This is a genomic window from Evansella halocellulosilytica, from assembly GCF_002335745.1.
Classification (GTDB): Bacteria; Bacillota; Bacilli; order Bacillales; family Salisediminibacteriaceae; genus Bacillus_CA; species Bacillus_CA halocellulosilytica.
In genome coordinates this window covers 4,460,795-4,479,694 of record NZ_NIST01000001.1, presented here as the reverse complement: position 1 = coordinate 4,479,694, position 18,900 = coordinate 4,460,795, and the positions used below count along the sequence as shown (strand labels likewise).

Here is an 18,900-nt window from a genome sequence, read left to right as displayed (position 1 = left end):
TGAATCAGCTAATGAGGCTGGGACAAAACAGTCTCAAATTAAGTAAAAACGGTGTCAATTATCGCTTTTCGATAGTTGGCACCGTTTTGTTGACCTAAAATAGGTTGATGAGACTGTCGGGCGGTGTATTTTCTCAAGTTCACCGCCATCAGGGCAAATCCTATTTCGTTTTTAACCTGTTCTTTGCCCCTCACCGACATTCGGGTGAAATGCAAATTAGCCTTCAGAAATCCGAAGACAGGCTCTACATCAATCTTACGCTTTCCGTAGATTTCGCCTGTTTCCGCTTCCGAAAGCACTTCCCGAGTAAAGGCTTTTTGGCTCTCCCACTTTTCATTGTAATGAACCTTCCGATTATTTCCCTCTTTAGCTTTCGTACATTGGGGACGTAGGGGACATTCAAAACAATCTTCACATTCATAAACCTTAAACGTTCGCTCAAATCCTGCTTTATCTGTCCTTTTCGACCAGTACTTAAAGTTCAATTTCTTATCATTCGGGCACGTAAAAGTGTCACTCTCTTGGTCAAAGTACCAGTTGGCTACGTTAAAAGCATTGTTTTTGTATGCTTTTTTCTTTTCTTTACGGTACATCCCATAGGTGATTAGGGGCGTCCGCTGGCGAATGTTTAAAACGTCATCGTAATTCTGTTCGCTTCCATATCCGGCATCGGCCACTATGTAAGAGGGCAACGAGAAGAACCATTTCTCAATTTTATTAAGAAAAGGAATAAACGTCAGCGTATCAGTAGGATTTGGAAAGATGTCATAAGCAAGCGTGTACTGTCCTTCAGTAGCAATTTGCAGATTATACCCTGTTTTCAGTTGACCATTTTTCATATAGTCATCTTTCATCCGCATAAACGTGGCATCATGATCTGTCTTCGAATAACTGTTTCGCTCTCCCAGGATCGCAAGGTCCTGCTTGTACTTTTGTTTACGTATAACAAAATCCTTAAATTGCTTGCGATACTGTTTTGGTGCTTTTCGTTCTGCTCGAAGCTGTTTGCGCTCCTTCGTGTCTTCCGCTTCTTCAATTCGTTTATCATAATCTTTAACGGTGTCGTCCAGTTTCTGAACGACCTCTTCGAGCTCTTCAGAAGATAATTCCTCAAGATTGTCCCGTTCGATGGCAGGAATGATATCCTGGTTCAGTAGCTCCTCATAAAGTTGATTGGACTTTTCTACTAAGCCGGCGCTGTATCTTTCAACGGATTTTCGCCAGACAAAAGTAAACTTATTTGCATTCGCCTTGACCTTCGTGCCATCAATGAAGATTGCCTCATCGTCAATCAGCTTTTCTTCTACCAGCTGACACCTGAATTGAACGAAGCAATGTCGCAATAATTCCTGAGATTCAGGATGGACCCGAAAGCGATTGATCGTACGGTAACTTGGTTCATACCCCTGAGCCAGCCACATCATGCGAACGCTGTCTTTTAAAAGCCCTTCGATTTTTCTTCCTGAGAAAGTAGATTGTGTGTAAGCGCAAAGGATCAGCTTCATCATCATTCTTGGGTGGTAGGCTGGACAGCCGGTTGAACGCAGGAAGGCACTGAATGCTTCATCAGGTATGGCTTCCACGAGATCGTTGACGGCAAAAGCAACGTCATTTTCCTGAAGTTTATAGGACAGGTCCATCGGCAGAACGACTTGATTCATGTTATAATCTTTAAACATAAGGATACCTCCGATTCTGTTATGTTGTGGTAATTTAACTTTATCAGAAGGTATCCTTTTTGTGTACATATTCGTTGATTGTTCAAAAATCACGAGACGCCTGCGGGAAAAGCAAGAGCTTTCTCTTGTGCGACGAGTAACCGCAGGAGCAGAAGATCCGCCGGGGCGTTTTACCCCGGCTAGCTGAAGCCTTGCCGCGGCAAAGAAGACACTACGAATGCAAACGAAGTGCAGCACAAGTAGATGTCGCACTTGTGCTCTGGAGTGCAAGCGAGTGTACTTTTGAACAATCAACCATAATGCTGCATACAAGAAAAGGCTCTCACCGATGGTGAGGGCCCTTCTATTTAGCTGGGTTTTGTCCCAGCCTCATTTTTTTTACAGAAGTAACTAGACATATATGTTAATATTGTTTTTAATTGGAATTTTTAACAATTTTAATGAAAGATGCTAGAGGAATAAAGAGGCTTGATGTAAAAGGAGTCTCATAGAGGGGGAATAAGATTGATTCGTTTAACGTCTCTTGAAAAAACAGAATGGCTCTACAAAATTCCAAATTTTAGCAGACTTTATGAAACGAGAGTTTCTGATGTGATGCCTGACCATTATGAAAGTTATGCAAAAGTGATGCAGCCAATCTATGTTGATAGAAGTATAAAAGATGAGCGTTTATTATGGAGTGAATGTGGACAAGACGAATCAATTGATCCAGTATACTTAAAAAAGGTCACATATAAGGAGATGGCTAAAAAGTATCAATTAGTCTATTCAGAAAAAATCTGTGCAGGCATCTTTGACCGTCATTTTAATAGCTGGCCGCGCTATATTGTTACATGTATGGGTGAGCTAGATGTTGATATTGCAAGAAAAATGATAGGCGTGCTGAATGACTGGACGTCGGGAGAGTGTTATTTTTTCTATGATATATTGAGCTTGCGTGCAATGGAGGCATTGTATTACGGCTCACTTTCAGAAGGATTTAAGCTTATTCAAAAGAACGATGCGCCTACTTTTTGGTGGGTAGAAGATCGCAGTTGGTGTGTTCATACTGACACGGATGCAGACTATTGCCTTATTGGCGGTAAAAAAGAGATGATCGATAAACTAATCTCCCTCACCGGTGTTGAAGCATTTGAAGTTGACCGGGCTATGAGAATTGATCACCGAGAGTAGTTTTTCTAGAAAGAAAGTGGAATCGGTAAGAAAAAGAACGTGTTTGGTGAAAAAGTGGCTGGTTTTACATATGAAACACGAAAAGCAGTGTATGCGGTTATATTAAATCGAGAACGGGATCGTTTTTTGACTGTTCAAAACGAGCAGGAACACTATTTCCTGCCGGGTGGCGGCATTAAAAGTGATGAAAGTCATAAAGAGTGCCTGCACAGAGAATTGTTAGAGGAAACAGGATATGAAATAAAGGTAAATGGATTATTAGGAGAAGCATCAAGAACTTTTATCACATCAAAAAATCAACCGATTATCAATGATGCTTCATTTTATTCTGCTGCTTTAATAACAAAAATTAAGGAGCCACTCGAAGCAGACAAGTATTGTGTAATCAATTCGATATAGGTCGGAATGGGGTGTTAAGTATCAAAAAATGGTGTGGTTCTGCAGGTGTTTGTATAAATGGTCGTCATGAAATATTAATGGTTTTACTAGGAAAGCAGGATGAGGAAAAAACGTGGTCAGTTCCTTCCGGAGGGAAAGAAAGTGGGGAAACATTTTCTCAATGATGTATATGAGAGGTTTATGAAGAAACGGGTTACGAAGCTGACATCATGAAGAAATTAAAGGTGAAAACAGGTACATATAAAGAGTTTGCGATTTATTATGAGGTTCATTATTTTCTTATAAAACTTGTCGGAGGAGAACAGAAAATTCAAGATCCTGATCATCTAATTTATGATATTTCTTGGGTTGCGGAGCTGGATCTAGAAAATTTAATATTATCTTTTCCAGAAGATAGACATTTTTTACTACGTTTGATTCAGGAACGAAAAATGAGAGGGAGTATAATAACTGAAAAATGGTTCCGAGGATGATTGTCAAAATCACGAGACGCCTGCGGGAAAAGCAAGAGCTTTCTCTTGTGCGACGAGTAACCGCAGGAGCAGAAGATCCGACGGGACGTTTTACCCCGGCTAGCTGAAGCCTTGCCCGCGGCAAAGAAGACACTACGAATGCAAACGAAGTGCAGCACAAGTAGATGTCGCACTTGTGCTCTGGAGTGCAAGCGAGTGTTTTTTGAAACAATCAACCCCAATATAAAATAAATACCTGAAAAAAAAGAAGAAATGGCACTCAACGACGGTGAGTGCCATTCCTTCTTAACTAGGTTTTGTTCCAGCCTAATTCATTAAAAGGAAAAGATTTTTTGACGAGCTCATATGCATTTTCAAATTTTTTGAGATAACCTTTCAAGATGATTGCACGGGGTCAGCAATGTCCCATTTTACGGTGATACGACAAGTATAAGGGTTTTTCTTTTTCATTTCATAGGAAGCTTCTGTGACATACCCTTGCTGTCTTTCGATTGCTTGTGCAAGAAATCCGCACTCTAATGAAATTGGCCTGCCTTTTTCCATTAATGGAGCTACAAGCTCATAAACACGAGTTGATTTTTTTTCTTTTACTAAAGATAAGGTTCCCCAATCTGCACGCTCAAAAAAGTTTTCTAAGTTGTCAAGTTCTTCAGAAGCAAGCTTTCTGGCAATCGATTTACCGCCCCAATATAAAATCATTTCTTCGTCTTCCCCTAAAAGTTCCGGAAGAAGTACATGCCGTAAAAGTTCGTAGCTAAAAGTTGTACTTTCAGGTGTTTCTTCTGACTGTCTCTCTAAGAGGTGTTGTTTTTTCATGTATGAATCCTTCCTTCACAAACAATTCTTTTTTCATATTACCACAATACAGACGATGAGAAAGTAAAAAAATCATGAAAAACTTGGGAAATAGTCATGGTAACGTTATAGCAATAATGGTATACTAAAGCCCGTATTTAGTTTGGGGGTCGTGCACGATGAACTTGGGAATGTCAAAGTTTTTAAGTCCTTTTAGAATTATCGTTATATCATATATAGTAGCGATGTTTGTGTTCAGTATATTTCTGTACTTACCTTTCTCATCTCAGCCAGGTGTAACGGTATCATACAGTGAAGCACTCTTCACATCAGTCAGTGCTGTCAGCGTTACCGGGTTGACTGTTGTAAATGTGTCTGAAACATACAGCGGCATCGGAATATTCTTTTTAGCAATGGCAATTCAGCTCGGAGGAATCGGGGTTATGACAATTGGGACATTCGTCTGGTTGATCTTTGGCAAAAAAATTGTGTTGTCTCAACGAATGTTAATTATGGTTGACCATAACCAAATTGCCTTTCAAGGGCTTGTAAAGCTTATGAAAGGAATCCTTGTCGTTGCGTTAGCGATCGAATTAATCGGAACACTTATTTTAGGAACGTATTACATAAATTATTTTGACACGATAGGTGAAGCATATTACCAAGGTGCATTCGGGGCATTATCTGCCTTTACGAATGCAGGATTTGACGTTACTGGTGCCTCATTAATACCGTTTGCTGATGATTATTTCGTACAGCTTGTCAGTATTCTACTAATTTTTGCCGGTGCGATCGGCTTTCCGGTCATAATGGAAATAAAAGAATATTTCACAGCAAAAAATCGTGAGTTCCGTTTTAGTTTATTTACTAAAATTGCAGTAAGTACTTATTTTATCGTTTTTGTGATAGGTGTTGCTGGTTTATGGTTATTAGAGCGAAATGAATATTATGACGGTCTAGCATGGCATCAGCAATTGTTTTTCTCACTTTTTAACTCAGCTACTGCTAGAAGTAGTGGATTAACAGTCATGGATGTGTCCGACTTAACGTTAGCAAGCTTATTACTTCTATCTGGGCTTATGATTATCGGTGCCAGTCCATCAAGTGTGGGTGGAGGGATCCGGACAACGACATTGGCCGTGATGTTTTTAACGATTCGCAGCTTTGCAATGGGTCGCAGTGATGTAAAAGCATTTGGCCGTGAAATCCACCCGGAAGATCGACAAAAAGCATTTATCGTCTTATCCGTTTTTGCAGTCGGTTTGTTTGCAGCTGTCATAATGCTCAGTGCATTTGAAGATAGTACCGAATTTGCTTTAATGGCGATTATTTTTGAGGTGAGTTCAGCATTTGGAACGTGCGGCCTCTCGATGGGAATTACCCCCGAATTATCACTGCCTAGTCAGATTACATTAATGGCTTTAATGCTGATCGGTCGAGTCGGTCTCGTTGCCTTTTTGTTCTCGATTCGTGCAAAGGAGAAGAAGACGCCATACAAGCATCCGACAGAACGAATTATTATAGGTTAATCATTGCACAAAAAGATATTGTAAGAAAATTAAGACATTTTGAAAATTAAACAAATATTCATAGTAATTTGATATGATATAGACATTGTTACGTTAAGAAACGTGTCTATATCATTTTTTATTAAGATATTTCTAATTTTTCAAAAATGAAAACGCTAAAGATTGTTAGTTGGAAAATTTGAACTTTTATTATACTTTGAGAACTTTTTAATAGTATTATTTAAAAAATAAGCTAAGTTAAAGTTACATTGATGATAATTGAGAATACGCTCATACACAGGTATTTCTCGTTTTTATCATCAACTTTATCAATAATGGATAACCTTTAACAAAGCAAAAGTATAAGAGAAGTACTAAGTTTTCATTGTTACAGGAAATAAACTTAGTTTTCTAAAATAATGATTGAATCCGCTTTCTTGACGGTCGTGCTGAGTGGGAGTAAAATGAAAATGTCACATTTTGTACAAAATTTGTGCAAAATAATATCTTTTTTTTAATCCAACAGCATGATGAAAAAGCTACATGAAAATCAAGGAGGTTTTGTTGAAGGAGACATGATCATTTCAACATGCAATCGCAAAATAATGAACACAGGGGGAGAGTTTCATGTCCACGAATCGTGAATTTATGTACCGCAGATTACATTCTTTACTTGGCGTTATTCCCATCGGTGGGTACCTAGTCCTTCACTTATTTGTCAATTCATTTGCAATGCGCGGTGAGGAAACGTATAACTCAGCTGTACATTTTATGGAAAATCTACCGTTCCGTTATTTTTTGGAAATATTCTTTATTTTCCTACCTATTATTTTCCATGCAATTTATGGCTTGTACATTGCCTTTCAAGCGAAACATAATACGAATACATACAGCTATTTCCGTAACTGGATGTTCCGCTTACAACGAGTAACAGGGGTCATAACAATAATCTTCATATCTTGGCACGTTTGGGATACACGTATTGCTTCCATGTTGGGACAAGAAGTGAATTACCAGATGGTGGCTGATATCGTTAGTAATCCAATAGCATTAACTGCTTATATTATTGGGATTACATCAGCAACATTCCACTTTGCTAATGGACTGTGGTCTTTTGCTGTTACATGGGGGATTACCGTTTCACCAAAATCCCAACACATTGCTACATACGTAACAATGGGTATATTCGTTGCAATGACAGGGTTAGGAATTCTTTCAATCTTAGCATTTGTGTAGTCCAAGAGAAGGAGTGTTTTGAATGAGTAAGGGTAAAGTTATCGTTGTCGGTGGTGGCCTTGCTGGCCTAATGGCGACGATTAAAGCAGCCGAAGCAGGCGTTCAAGTAGATTTATTTTCAGTTGTTCCAGTTAAACGATCTCACTCCGTCTGTGCACAGGGTGGAATTAATGGGGCGTTAAATACAATGGGTGAAGGTGACTCCACTTGGGAGCACTTTGATGACTCTGTTTATGGAGGGGACTTCTTAGCAAACCAACCTCCAGTTAAAGCGATGTGTGATGCAGCACCTGGAATTATTCATTTAATGGATCGAATGGGTGTTATGTTCAACCGTACACCTGAAGGGCTGTTAGCACTTAGACGATTCGGTGGCACACAGCATCACCGAACCGCATTTGCTGGTGCCACAACAGGACAGCAATTACTTTATGCATTAGATGAGCAAGTCCGTCGTCATGAAGTGAGCGGATTAGTAAAGAAATATGAAGGATGGGAATTCTTAAAAGCTGTACTTGATGATGAAGGAACTTGTCGTGGAATTACCGCACAAGAATTAAGTACTTCAGAAATCCATTCTTTTAAAGCGGATGCTGTCATTATGGCAACAGGCGGACCTGGAATCATTTTCGGTAAGTCAACGAATTCAATGATCAATACTGGGTATGCGGCTGCATCTGTATATGAGCAAGGTGCGTATTATGCGAATGGAGAGTTTATTCAGATTCATCCAACAGCGATTCCTGGAGACGATAAACTGCGACTCATGAGTGAATCAGCTCGTGGTGAAGGCGGACGAGTATGGACCTACGATGAAAATGGAAAGCCTTGGTACTTCTTAGAGGAAAAATATCCTGCGTATGGAAACCTCGTACCACGTGATATTGCAACACGAGAAATTTTCCACGTCTGTGTCGATTTAAAACGTGGAATTAACGGTGAAAACATGGTTTACCTTGATCTATCTCATAAAGATCCGAAAGAGCTTGATGTCAAGCTAGGTGGAATTATGGAAATTTACGAGAAGTTTATGGGAGATGATCCGCGTAAAGTTCCGATGAAAATTTTTCCAGCTGTTCACTACTCGATGGGTGGTATTTGGGTAGATTACAACCAAATGACAAACATCCCTGGTCTATTTGCAGCCGGTGAAGCTGATTACTCGATTCACGGTGCGAACAGACTCGGTGCGAACTCATTATTATCTTCTATTTACGGCGGTATGGTCGCGGGGCCAAAAGCGATTGAATACATTCAAGCACTTGAAAAAACGACAGAAGATATTTCTTCATCCGTTTATGAAGAGCAAGTGCAAAAAGATCAGCAGCAGTTTGATGATATCTTAAAGATGGATGGTAATGAAAATGCCTTCCAGCTTCATCAAGAACTTGGTAGTTGGATGACGGATAACGTCACGGTTGTCCGTGAAAATAACCGTCTTTTACAAACAGATGAAAAGCTGCAAGAGCTCCAGGAGCGCTTTAATAATATTAGTATTGATGACACATCTAAATGGAGTAACCAAAGTGCAGCATTTATCCGTCAGCTTGGCGGAATGCTTAATCTTGCACGTGTTATTACGCAAGGAGCTTACAACCGTAATGAAAGCCGTGGTGCTCATTACAAACCAGAGTTCCCAGATCGTAATGATGAAGAGTGGTTGAAAACAACAAAAGCAAAATACAATGCAGAGACAAATGCGCCTGAGTTTGAATATGAGGATGTTGACGTGTCTCTAATTGAGCCGCGTAAGCGTGACTACACTTCTAAGAAAAAGGCGGGTGAAAAGAAATGAGTGAAAAAAGCATTCGCTTAATTATTAAACGCCAAAAAGATATGGAAAGTGATTCTTATACAGAGGAATTTAAAATTCCATACCGAGAAAATATGAATGTTATCTCGGCTTTAATGGAAATTCGCCGTAATCCTGTCAATGCAAAAGGTGAAAAAACGACGGCCGTTTCTTGGGAAGCGAGCTGCCTTGAAGAAGTTTGTGGTGCCTGTTCTATGGTCATTAACGGAAAACCTCGTCAGTCCTGTACGGCACTCGTTGATCAACTCGAGCAGCCAATTCGTTTAGAACCTATGGGAACTTTCCCAGTTGTACGTGACTTAGTCGTTGATCGGAGCAGAATGTTTGATTCATTAAAACGAGTAAAAGCGTGGGTGCCAATTGATGGAACGTACGATCTTGGACCAGGTCCTCGTATGCCTGAAGCGAAACGTCAATGGGCATATGAGCTTTCAAAATGTATGACTTGCGGTGTTTGTTTAGAAGCCTGTCCAAATGTAAACAGTAAATCTGAATTCATTGGGCCAGCAGCTTTGTCACAAGTTCGTCTATTTAACCAACATCCAACAGGTGCGATGCATAAAGCTGAGCGTCTTGAAACATTAATGGATGGAGAAGGCGGATTAAGTAACTGTGGAAACTCTCAGAACTGTGTTCAAGCTTGTCCAAAGGGGATTCCTTTAACAACTTCAATTGCAGCGTTAAACCGCGATACAACACTTCAATCGTTTAAAAATTTCTTTGGTAGTGACCAAAACGTATAAAGCAATTATTTGAAAAGGGACGGGAAAGTCCCTTTTCGCTCAATTATTAATTGAATGATTATTCATTCATTATGATTGCTAATATTAATAGAGAGGTGATTAAATTGGCTTTACCTGCTTACATTGAAGACTTTAAATCATGGCAAGAGGAATTTCGTTACCGTTATCCGATTACCGTTCGTTTCTCAGAAACAGATGCATTTGGTCATATGAACAATACCGTTTCATTTGTTTATTTTGAGCATGCACGAATCAATTTTTTTAAAGACACAGGCCTTTCTCAGGAATGGTTTTCTAATGGTGGGACAACGATACCGGTTACGGCAGATCTGCATTGTGATTACTTAAAACAAGTATTTTTTGATGAGAAGCTTGACGTTTGCGTAAAAATTGCTCACATCGGGAATTCATCTGTCGACCTTCATTATTTAGTCGTGAATGAAAAAGGGGAAGCGTGTATGACTGGCAGGGGAAAAATGGTTCAAGTTGCAAGGGACACTGGTAAGCCATCTCCATGGAGTACGAGAGAAAAACAATTTTTAGAAAATGCAAAATGAAGTTGTAATCTAAGGGCATGGGAGATTCCTATGCTTTTTTTGTTTTAAATTTTCGAACTGTTTTGAGGAAATATATGTTAATATTTGTGTTGGTACGTTCTAATTTTAATTTCAGAGGTGATCAATGATGGAAGGACCATATTTTGTCGGTTGGGGAACGCTAGCACTCATTAATGCAGGGATCGCTCAAGGAAAAAACAGAACAGGGTTAAACTGGTTTTTATTATCGTTAGTTTTAGGTCCAGTTGCAACATTTTTATTGCTGATCGTAGAAAAAAGGTAGTAGTGTGCATAGGAAAGATTGAGAATATTAGATTCAGAGGAAAAAATGAAGTTTTCGAAACAAAAATTTGATATGGGTATTGATCATTCTTTTTTTAGCACCGCTATTTAAATGCATACGATGGAAAGTGTTAATATAGGATTAATCATTATCTCCGATGTCTTATCTTAAAATAAACATCCATAAAAAAGTGATAATGACAATTATACATAATAAGGAGATGAAAGCAGAATGTCTTAATGATTTCTTCATATTCTGCTTGTCTTGCCGCAACTTTACATTTTCAAAGTCAGGATCTCTTCTTTCGACTTGTCAATGTTGATTGCCTCCGTTATCCATCATAATTTTCCCCTCCAAATTGTTATTTATAAATTCAGTTATTTTTATTTTAACACAAAACAGACGTTGAATATGAAGGGGATAAGATAGAAAAAAACATCGAATGTCTAGTCCGGAAATGTCACGCAGTTTCGTTATACTACATAAGATAATGATGACTAAATACTAGCTGACTACATGCATCTTCGGACGTTCCAGGCCCATGCAAGAAAGGGTGAAACTATTGAAAGAACACGAGTTCCGACCAAAGCCGCTTTTAACGAAGCGAGAACGGGAAGTGTTTGAGTTACTTGTGCAGGACAAGACAACAAAAGAAATTGCAGCACAACTTTTCATCAGTGAAAAGACTGTTCGTAATCATATTTCCAATACGATGCAAAAGCTTGGGGTAAAGGGGCGCTCACAGGCTGTAATCGAATTGGTTCGATTAGGTGAACTGAAAATCTGATGTTGGCCGGCTTCTTAACTGAAGCCGGTTTTTGTCCAGTATATTTAGGCTACTTCCTTGACGAGAATATTGTCGAATCGCTATGATGAATATGAGTGATTACTTGAGGAAGGGAACTGACCTATGAATGCACCCTATACAGTTCATAAAGCGTTAAACAATAATGTCGTCATTGCAAGGGATGCCAACAATTCTGAAGTCATTTTAATTGGAAAAGGGATCGGTTTTGGCAAAAAGTTTGGTGATGAGCTTCAAGAAACAGGTTATGACAAAATCTTCGTTCTTGCTGATGAAGAAGAGCAGGAAAAATACAAAAGGCTCCTTTCAAATGAAGGCGGAGATATCATTTTAATTATTCATGAAGCGATTGAGAAGATTCACGAATGGACTGGCGTGGAACTTCACGAACGAATCCATTATGCGCTAACACAGCACCTTATTTTAGCGATACAGCGAACGAATGATGGAACTGAAATTCAAAATCCATTCCTTACTGAAACAAAGTGGCTTTATTTCGACACGTACAACATCGCTAAAGAAGTTGTCGAGTTTATACACAAGAAAACAGGCGTTTTGCTGCCAGAAGCCGAAGTAGGCTTTATTACGCTTCACGTACAAAGTGCTATTGGTGAACAGCCATATTCGCCTTTTAATAAAAAATCTGAATTAATTTCGCGTGCCATTTTATATGCCGAAGAAAAATTAGGTCAGTCCTTTAATAAAGAGAGTGTTCATTTCCAGCGGCTCATTCATTATTTAAAAGAAGTGATCGACCGCAGTTTATCCAGTGACTTAAAATATGAAAAAAAATTGATTCAATTGTTGAAGGAAGAGACAGATGTGTGCTATAATGTTGCTCGAAACATAATGCGAATGATCGAAAAAGCAACACATCAGTCGATTTCACAAATTGAAACGATGAACATCACGATTTATTTACATCGATTAATAGAAGATTAGCACTCATTTTTACGTGTTACTGACGAGATCAGGCATGAGTAGAAGGGTGTGTATGAATGTTTTTTGGAAATGATATTTACGTTCATATACAACTTTTACTCATGTCTTTTTTGTTTATATAAAACAAGTCTATTCGCGTGAAAAACATAAAAAGTGGGTAATAATACGTAATAGGTTTAGTGTTTAAAAAACGATCACTCGCAAATGAAAAAAAGATATTATATGAAGGAGTGTTTACACATGGCAGAAAAAACATTTACAATCACAGCAGAAACAGGAATCCACGCACGACCAGCTACACAGCTAGTAAACAAGGCGGGACAATATGAATCAGAAATCACACTTGAGTATAACGGAAAATCAGTAAACTTAAAGTCAATCATGGGGGTTATGTCTTTAGGTGTTGGTAAAGGTGCGGACGTAACAGTAAAAGCTGAAGGTCCAGATGAAAATGATGCATTGCAAGGAATTGAAGAAGTCATGAAAGAAGGTTTATCTGAGTAATGTCACAAACGTTAACTGGGATTGCAGCTTCAGCAGGAATTGCGATCGGAAAAGCATTCTCTTTGGAGATGCCAGACTTAACGGTAGAAAAACAGTCGAATGTAAATACCGATCAAGAAATTCAAGCTTTTGATGACGCGCTTGAAACGTCAAAAAGCGAGCTGGAGAAAATCAAAGAAAAAACAAAGCGAGATTTGGGAGACGAGCATGCAGAAATTTTCTCAGCACATTTACTCGTTCTAAGTGATCCGGAATTTGTTGATACGATTCGTAACAAAGTAAAGGATGAGAACATCAATGCATCTTTTGCATTGAAAGAAGTAGCTGATCAATTTGTAACGATGTTCGAATCAATGGACAATGATTACATGAAAGAACGCGCGGCAGATATTCGCGACGTTTCGACTCGTGTATTAGCTCACGTGCTTGGGAAACCGATTCCAACTTTAACAGAGATTGATGAAGAGGTTGTAATCATCGCAGACGACTTAACACCATCAGACACTGCACAATTAAACAAGCAGTTTGTGAAAGGGTTCGTGACAAACATCGGGGGACGTACGTCTCACTCAGCAATTATGGCACGTTCAATGGAAATTCCAGCAGTAGTTGGGACGAAAACAGTAACGGATGATATCATTAAAGATGTGATCGTCATTGTAGATGGCCTTGAAGGGGCTGTATTGATCGATCCATCTGAAGATGAATTAGCAGCTTACCGTGAGAAACAAAATCAATATGAAGAGCAAAAGAAGGAATGGGCAAAGCTTGTTCATGAACCTACGAAAACGAAAGATGGCGAACATGTCGAGCTCGTTGCTAATATTGGTACACCAAATGACCTTGATGGTATGAAAAATAATGGTGCTGAAGGCGTCGGTCTATATCGAACTGAATTTCTTTATATGGGACGTGATGACTTCCCGACAGAAGATGAGCAGTACGAAGCTTATAAAAAAGTAATAGAAGAAATGGACGGAAAGCCTGTCGTCATAAGAACGCTCGATATTGGTGGAGATAAAGAACTGCCTTACTTAGATTTACCGGAAGAGATGAATCCATTTTTAGGGTTCCGAGCGATTCGCCTTTGCTTAGAGAAGGATGACATGTTCCGTACACAGCTTCGTGCTTTACTAAGAGCGAGTTCATATGGGAATTTAAAAATTATGTTCCCGATGATTGCGACTCTCGATGAATTCCGACAAGCAAAAGCAATTCTTGAAGAAGAAAAAGAAAAGCTTGTTGCTCAAGAGGTTAAAGTAAGTGATGACATCGAAGTAGGAATCATGGTTGAAATACCATCAACCGCAGTTATGGCAAAACAATTTGCAAAAGAAGTTGACTTTTTCAGCATCGGTACGAACGATTTGATTCAATATACAATGGCAGCAGATCGTATGAATGAACAAGTGTCTTACTTGTATCAACCGTACAATCCAGCGATCTTAAATCTAGTAAAAATGGTTATTGATGCTTCACACGCAGAAGGAAAATGGACAGGGATGTGCGGAGAAATGGCAGGCGATGAAATCGCGATTCCATTGTTACTCGGTCTCGGTTTAGACGAGTTCTCCATGAGTGCAACTTCTGTTTTACCTGCGCGCAGTCAAATTTCAAAATTAACGAAAGAAGAAACAAAAGCTGCAGCGGAAAAAGCGTTAACTATGAATACGGCAGAAGAAGTCAAGCAATATGTTGAAGAAATGTTCATAAAATAAATATGAGTGTCTGGAGAAGCGAAATGTTGCTCTTCAGACACTTTTTTAACTCAAAGTGGAAATGAGTTTTTGCCCAAATAAAACAAATATTACAGAAAGACTTGAAATTCGATAAAAAAACTAGGAAAATAAAAGTAATATTGTGAGTTTAAAAATGTGGAGAATTTTGCCGAAGAATACACGTATTGTGGTCATAATCAGTTCACACGTATTTTAGGAATCCAATACAGTGAGAGCTCACAAAGTATAGACGAAGAAAAGACCATCGTTTTCGCTATATGCCAAAACAAGGTTTTTCTACAACATCTATAAACTGATGTTTCGATACTCGAAAGGAGGGAAGACAATGCCTGAGCAGCAAAAAGACATTACGATAGACCGACAGCAAGTCGCACATATTGAAAAATCTCTTCGCATGATTGCCGACATTGTCAAACAAAAAGGGAGAGAAATTCTGAATGAATTTCCGATTACCCCTCCACAGTTTGTCGCATTGCAGTGGCTCCATGAATATGGTGATATGACAATCGGAGAACTATCTAACAAAATGTATTTAGCTTGCAGTACGACGACAGACCTTGTTGACCGTATGGAAAAAAATGATCTAGTTGAGCGTGTAAAAGATTCAAATGACCGCCGTGTCGTACGTATTCATTTATTAGAAAAAGGTGCTACGATTATTCGTGAAGTGATAAATCGTAGACAAGGATACTTACAAGGTGTGTTGGAGAATTTTTCTAAAGATGATATTGACTTTTTAGAGAAAAGCTTAAGTTTCTTAAAAGATGAGATGAAACGCGACGCAAAAACGTGGAAATCCTTTTAATTGAATGCAATGAATGAATCTGTCGGTCATATTGTGAAATGACCGACATTTATATGTCTGTAAAAACGAAATATGAAGTGTAAACGAACAAGAATATGCCATAGTGCATAAATGAAATGAAGAAAAGAGAGAAGGACTTTACCTTGGATAAACCAATAGGAGTGATTGATTCAGGGGTCGGCGGCTTGACCGTTGTTTCTGAATTAATCCGTCAGCTACCAAAAGAAGAAATCATCTATATTGGTGATACTGCTCGTTGTCCTTACGGTCCAAGACCTGTTAACGAAGTAAGGCAGTACACGTGGGAAATGATTGACTATCTTCTTTTTCATGAAATTAAGATGCTTGTCATTGCTTGTAATACAGCAACAGCTGTTGTCTTGGAAGAAGCGCGAGATCGATTAACGATTCCGGTGATCGGGGTTATTCATCCAGGAGCGATCGCTGCAATCAAATCTACAAAAAATGATCATGTCGGTGTAATTGGGACTGAAGGGACGATTCATAGTGGTGCATATGAGCGGGAACTGACGAACATTAATCCACGAGTGAAAGTAGAGAGCTTAGCATGCCCAAAATTCGTTCCGTTAGTAGAGAAAGGCATTTTAAATGGAAAAGAAGCTCGTCAAGCTGTAGAAGAAACGTTACAGCCTATTTTGCAAACGACGATTGACAGTCTTATTCTCGGCTGTACTCATTATCCGCTTCTTGCTCCTGTTATTCATGAAATAGCCGGAAAAGATGTAGAAGTAATTAGTTCTGGCGATGAATCAGCACGAGAAGTTAGTGCACTGTTATACCATGAAAAGCTTCTTGCACAGAGTGAGAAAGAGCCTAATCATTCGTTTTATACGACAGGTCCAGGAACGACCTTTGAACTCGTTGCCAAAACGTGGCTAGACCTTGAAGATATTCAAGTAAAAAGAATTGACCTAGTGTGAACGATTCACTAGTTAGCTGCGCTTGAAGTAGGAGACTTCTTGGTTAAATTCTTTAAAAACACGAATAGAACTGGTTTTCCTACCGTCAAGGAAATTGGAATTTTCTCTTGGCGGTCCTTTTTCTGCTTTTCCCACCGTCAAGGAACTTGGAATAGTCTCTATGTGCGGATAATTTGTAGACATAAAGCCTGACTTTTTACAAACGTTTGAAAACATTTGACATGATAGTATGTAGCAGAATATAATGTGTGCAAGTAATTACTTACATTCATTGGAGGAATAGATGATGTCTAACAATCAGAAGAGCGTGGATAACAGGGAGAAACTAATGATGGCAGCGATTGATCTTATAGCTGAGAGAGGATACAACGGTGTTTCCACAAAAGAAATAGCAGCTGAGGCAAACGTGAATGAAGTTACACTGTTTCGTCAATTCGGAAGTAAACTAAACCTTTTCGAGTCTGCTTTTCACCGCTATCATTACGGTGAAGAAATGACAAAGCTGTTTCAGGAAAAATTAGTTTGGGAGTTAGAAACGGATTTGTTGCTTATTAGCAGGAAGTACCATGCGATTATGTCTCGAAACCGAAAGATGATCCAGATCACTTTGAAGGAAAATGCTGTGCTTTCGGAATTTAAAGTGAAAGCTAATTCACATCCGTTACAATTAAAGTCATTACTGACACATTATTTTACTGAGATGACTGACCGAGGGAAAATTGTCTGTTCCAACCCCGAACTTCAGGCGCTATCATTTATGTGGATGAATTACGGTGCTTTTATTAGTCAATTGAATTCGAAGGGATCATCTTTTCCTGGTGTGTTAATGGATGATTATATAAACGAAAGTGTTCACTTATTTACTAGGGCATTAACTCCCTAGTTCTTTTTTAAAAAATATGTAAGTAAGCACTTGCGTTCATTGGTAATTTTATTAAATAAGATTATCGAAAGGGGCTCTGAAAAAAAATGAAAGTAAAAGGTCACCGAAAAGAAGAAATATTATTAAACATTTTAGTTTTCACTTTGATTTTTTCAGTTATGAATGTTTTTTTATTTAACGTTGTCCTACCTGTTATTCGGAATGAGTTTGTATTGACGTCCTCTCAAGTAAGCTGGATGATGTCGAGTTATATGATCGTATACGCGACTGGCACGGTTTTTTACGGAAAGCTTGCGGATCAGTACCGCTTGAAGGATTTATTGACGTTTGGGTTACTTGTATTTGCCTTTGGTTCTCTTATTGGTGTTACGTCAGTAAATTACGGAATGGTTATTGCAGCACGAGTTTTACAGGCTGCCGGTGCAGCAGTCATTCCGACAATTGCAATGATTATACCGGTTCGTTACTTCCCGGAAGAAAAAAGAGGAAGAGCGCTCGGAACAATGGCAGTTGGAATGGCAATTGGCACAGCGCTTGGACCTGTTCTATCCGGATTTGTCTCAGAAGTTGTGAACTGGCGATATCTCTTTTGTATACCATTTTTGACTTTAATTACTGTTCCGCTCTTTCGAAAATATCTAGATGATGAACGAGGGGAGAGAGGAAAGGTTGATTTAATAGGGGGGGATATTGCTTACGTCAACAGTAGTTTTATCTCTTTTAGCGCTCACTCAGGAAAATTTCGTTCTCCTTTCTGCTGGAGCTTTTTCCGCAATTATGTTTTTAAAATGGATTTTCTTTGCAGAGAATCCATTTGTAAAGCCTGAACTTTTTCAAAACAAACGATATACAATAGGTTTAGGTGTAACATTTTTAGTAGCATTCCTAATTTTTGCGATTTCGTTTATGCCGCCCTTACTATTCGCTGATGTTAACAATCTGTCACCATTTATGATCGGTGCATTGATGTTTCCACCAGCAATTGCTGCAGCTGTGCTCGGCAAAAGAGGTGGGAGGTTGGCAGATGAAAAAGGTGATTTATACTTGGTTATGTTAGCTGTAGTACTGATTTTCCTCTGTTACAGCTTTCTGTTTGCTTTTACCGGCATCCCTCCAGTTCTTATCATGCTAATTTTAATGTTCGGAAATGTTGGTGCCACATTTATTAGAGTAGGGATGTCAAATACGATCTCCAAGACACTACCTGCAAAACAAACAGGGATTGGAATGGGTTTCTTTACGATGTTCAATTTTATTGCTGGTGCTGTGGCAACAACAGTTCTTGGTAAATTACTAGACATCGGTGTTTCTGGATTTAGTCTAAACCCTTTTTTAACAAATGAAATGATTGTGAAATATAGTAATATTTTCTTCATATTGGCACTTATGGCAGCTTTAGCAGGTTGTTTATATGTTCTGACGCTTGCTATTACTTTAAAAAAAGTGCGTTCAGCAAAAAATACAAATGCGGGCTTCTGAATTTTTTTCAAACAAATGAATAATGCTCGTCCATTATGCGTATAACAAATATGGAACTTGGAGAGCATGTATGAAATAAGATAGTAAAGAGGAGGATTTTCTTGTGAACAAGTCAGATTCGTCGAAAATGATGGAGAAAATGT

Annotated in this window: 21 protein-coding genes; 19 read left to right on the top strand and 2 right to left on the bottom strand. The window is 38.8% G+C overall.

What is annotated here, in order from left to right; all coding sequences use genetic code 11:
• Positions 1–38: 38 nt before the first annotated feature.
• Complete coding sequence (locus tag CD001_RS21315) at positions 39–1,679, bottom strand: IS1182 family transposase (RefSeq protein ID WP_096189639.1); 1,641 nt, start codon at positions 1,677–1,679, stop codon at positions 39–41.
• Positions 1,680–2,183: 504 nt separating this feature from the next.
• On the opposite strand from CD001_RS21315, the gene CD001_RS21310 reads away from it, so the two are divergent.
• The 4 genes from CD001_RS21310 to CD001_RS27410 are packed head-to-tail and all read left to right on the top strand — an operon-like array spanning position 2,184 to position 3,724.
• The gene (locus CD001_RS21310) at positions 2,184–2,852 is read left to right on the top strand and encodes a hypothetical protein (RefSeq protein WP_096189638.1); all 669 of its coding nucleotides are present in this window, start codon (positions 2,184–2,186) and stop codon (positions 2,850–2,852) included.
• A gap of 54 nt (positions 2,853–2,906) precedes the next feature.
• The gene (locus tag CD001_RS21305; RefSeq protein ID WP_179298854.1) at positions 2,907–3,251 is read left to right on the top strand and encodes an NUDIX domain-containing protein; all 345 of its coding nucleotides are present in this window, start codon (positions 2,907–2,909) and stop codon (positions 3,249–3,251) included.
• Between the two features lie 11 nt (positions 3,252–3,262).
• Positions 3,263–3,415 (top strand): NUDIX hydrolase, encoded by a 153-nt coding sequence (locus CD001_RS27415; RefSeq protein ID WP_407081123.1) that lies wholly within the window; start codon positions 3,263–3,265, stop codon positions 3,413–3,415.
• A gap of 45 nt (positions 3,416–3,460) precedes the next feature.
• Positions 3,461–3,724 (top strand): NUDIX hydrolase, encoded by a 264-nt coding sequence (locus tag CD001_RS27410; protein WP_096189636.1) that lies wholly within the window; start codon positions 3,461–3,463, stop codon positions 3,722–3,724.
• A gap of 375 nt (positions 3,725–4,099) precedes the next feature.
• On the opposite strand, the gene CD001_RS21290 is transcribed toward CD001_RS27410, so the two are convergent.
• On the bottom strand, positions 4,100–4,540 hold the full coding sequence (locus tag CD001_RS21290; RefSeq protein WP_096189635.1) for a YslB family protein: 441 nt from the start codon (positions 4,538–4,540) through the stop codon (positions 4,100–4,102).
• Positions 4,541–4,698: 158 nt separating this feature from the next.
• Between CD001_RS21290 and CD001_RS21285 the strand changes: the two genes are divergently transcribed.
• The 15 genes from CD001_RS21285 (at position 4,699) to CD001_RS21220 (ending at position 18,757) form a co-directional block, all read left to right on the top strand.
• Positions 4,699–6,048 (top strand): TrkH family potassium uptake protein, encoded by a 1,350-nt coding sequence (locus tag CD001_RS21285; protein ID WP_096189634.1) that lies wholly within the window; start codon positions 4,699–4,701, stop codon positions 6,046–6,048.
• Between the two features lie 606 nt (positions 6,049–6,654).
• Positions 6,655–7,263, top strand: coding sequence for a succinate dehydrogenase cytochrome b558 subunit (locus tag CD001_RS21280; protein WP_096189633.1), 609 nt, complete (start codon positions 6,655–6,657; stop codon positions 7,261–7,263).
• Positions 7,264–7,285: 22 nt separating this feature from the next.
• On the top strand, positions 7,286–9,058 hold the full coding sequence (gene sdhA / locus CD001_RS21275) for a succinate dehydrogenase flavoprotein subunit (protein ID WP_096189632.1): 1,773 nt from the start codon (positions 7,286–7,288) through the stop codon (positions 9,056–9,058).
• Positions 9,055–9,819: a succinate dehydrogenase iron-sulfur subunit gene (gene sdhB, locus CD001_RS21270; RefSeq protein WP_096189631.1), complete on the top strand. Its 765-nt coding sequence runs from the start codon at positions 9,055–9,057 to the stop codon at positions 9,817–9,819. Before sdhA ends, sdhB begins: the two co-directional genes overlap by 4 nt.
• A 104-nt stretch (positions 9,820–9,923) precedes the next feature.
• Positions 9,924–10,376 carry an acyl-CoA thioesterase gene (locus CD001_RS21265; protein WP_096189630.1) on the top strand — a complete coding sequence of 151 codons (453 nt, stop codon included), beginning with the start codon at positions 9,924–9,926 and terminating at the stop codon, positions 10,374–10,376.
• Positions 10,377–10,500: 124 nt separating this feature from the next.
• Complete coding sequence (locus CD001_RS26570) at positions 10,501–10,659, top strand: hypothetical protein (RefSeq protein WP_218839280.1); 159 nt, start codon at positions 10,501–10,503, stop codon at positions 10,657–10,659.
• Between the two features lie 562 nt (positions 10,660–11,221).
• Positions 11,222–11,446, top strand: a complete 225-nt coding sequence (locus CD001_RS21260) for a helix-turn-helix domain-containing protein (RefSeq protein WP_088076137.1) — start codon at positions 11,222–11,224, stop codon at positions 11,444–11,446.
• Positions 11,447–11,569: 123 nt separating this feature from the next.
• Entirely contained in the window at positions 11,570–12,406 is an 837-nt protein-coding gene (locus CD001_RS21255; protein ID WP_096189629.1) for a PRD domain-containing protein, read from the top strand.
• A 240-nt stretch (positions 12,407–12,646) separates the two neighbouring features.
• Complete coding sequence (locus CD001_RS21250; protein WP_096189628.1) at positions 12,647–12,910, top strand: phosphocarrier protein HPr; 264 nt, start codon at positions 12,647–12,649, stop codon at positions 12,908–12,910.
• Positions 12,910–14,628, top strand: coding sequence for a phosphoenolpyruvate--protein phosphotransferase (gene ptsP, locus CD001_RS21245; RefSeq protein WP_096189627.1), 1,719 nt, complete (start codon positions 12,910–12,912; stop codon positions 14,626–14,628). Before CD001_RS21250 ends, ptsP begins: the two co-directional genes overlap by 1 nt.
• A gap of 346 nt (positions 14,629–14,974) precedes the next feature.
• Positions 14,975–15,454 carry a MarR family winged helix-turn-helix transcriptional regulator gene (locus tag CD001_RS21240; protein WP_096189626.1) on the top strand — a complete coding sequence of 160 codons (480 nt, stop codon included), beginning with the start codon at positions 14,975–14,977 and terminating at the stop codon, positions 15,452–15,454.
• Positions 15,455–15,597: 143 nt separating this feature from the next.
• Positions 15,598–16,395 (top strand): glutamate racemase, encoded by a 798-nt coding sequence (racE, locus tag CD001_RS21235; protein WP_096189625.1) that lies wholly within the window; start codon positions 15,598–15,600, stop codon positions 16,393–16,395.
• Positions 16,396–16,678: 283 nt separating this feature from the next.
• On the top strand, positions 16,679–17,278 hold the full coding sequence (locus CD001_RS21230) for a TetR/AcrR family transcriptional regulator (RefSeq protein ID WP_407081122.1): 600 nt from the start codon (positions 16,679–16,681) through the stop codon (positions 17,276–17,278).
• An 86-nt stretch (positions 17,279–17,364) separates the two neighbouring features.
• Complete coding sequence (locus tag CD001_RS27055; protein WP_096189623.1) at positions 17,365–18,105, top strand: MFS transporter; 741 nt, start codon at positions 17,365–17,367, stop codon at positions 18,103–18,105.
• Complete coding sequence (locus CD001_RS21220; RefSeq protein ID WP_096189622.1) at positions 18,056–18,757, top strand: MFS transporter; 702 nt, start codon at positions 18,056–18,058, stop codon at positions 18,755–18,757. The genes CD001_RS27055 and CD001_RS21220 overlap by 50 nt, the downstream gene beginning before the upstream one ends.
• Positions 18,758–18,900 lie beyond the last annotated feature (143 nt).

Coding starts and splice junctions, on each gene's coding strand:
- CD001_RS21220 (WP_096189622.1), top strand. CDS start 18,056: ATGTTTTTAAAATGGATTTTCTTTGCAGAGAATCCATTTGTAAAGCCT.
- sdhB (WP_096189631.1), top strand. CDS start 9,055: ATGAGTGAAAAAAGCATTCGCTTAATTATTAAACGCCAAAAAGATATG.
- CD001_RS21240 (WP_096189626.1), top strand. CDS start 14,975: ATGCCTGAGCAGCAAAAAGACATTACGATAGACCGACAGCAAGTCGCA.
- CD001_RS21290 (WP_096189635.1), bottom strand. CDS start 4,540: ATGAAAAAACAACACCTCTTAGAGAGACAGTCAGAAGAAACACCTGAA.
- CD001_RS21250 (WP_096189628.1), top strand. CDS start 12,647: ATGGCAGAAAAAACATTTACAATCACAGCAGAAACAGGAATCCACGCA.
- CD001_RS27055 (WP_096189623.1), top strand. CDS start 17,365: ATGAAAGTAAAAGGTCACCGAAAAGAAGAAATATTATTAAACATTTTA.
- CD001_RS27410 (WP_096189636.1), top strand. CDS start 3,461: ATGAAGAAATTAAAGGTGAAAACAGGTACATATAAAGAGTTTGCGATT.
- CD001_RS21280 (WP_096189633.1), top strand. CDS start 6,655: ATGTCCACGAATCGTGAATTTATGTACCGCAGATTACATTCTTTACTT.
- sdhA (WP_096189632.1), top strand. CDS start 7,286: ATGAGTAAGGGTAAAGTTATCGTTGTCGGTGGTGGCCTTGCTGGCCTA.
- CD001_RS21230 (WP_407081122.1), top strand. CDS start 16,679: ATGATGTCTAACAATCAGAAGAGCGTGGATAACAGGGAGAAACTAATG.
- CD001_RS21255 (WP_096189629.1), top strand. CDS start 11,570: ATGAATGCACCCTATACAGTTCATAAAGCGTTAAACAATAATGTCGTC.
- CD001_RS21285 (WP_096189634.1), top strand. CDS start 4,699: ATGAACTTGGGAATGTCAAAGTTTTTAAGTCCTTTTAGAATTATCGTT.
- CD001_RS26570 (WP_218839280.1), top strand. CDS start 10,501: ATGATGGAAGGACCATATTTTGTCGGTTGGGGAACGCTAGCACTCATT.
- ptsP (WP_096189627.1), top strand. CDS start 12,910: ATGTCACAAACGTTAACTGGGATTGCAGCTTCAGCAGGAATTGCGATC.
- CD001_RS21315 (WP_096189639.1), bottom strand. CDS start 1,679: ATGTTTAAAGATTATAACATGAATCAAGTCGTTCTGCCGATGGACCTG.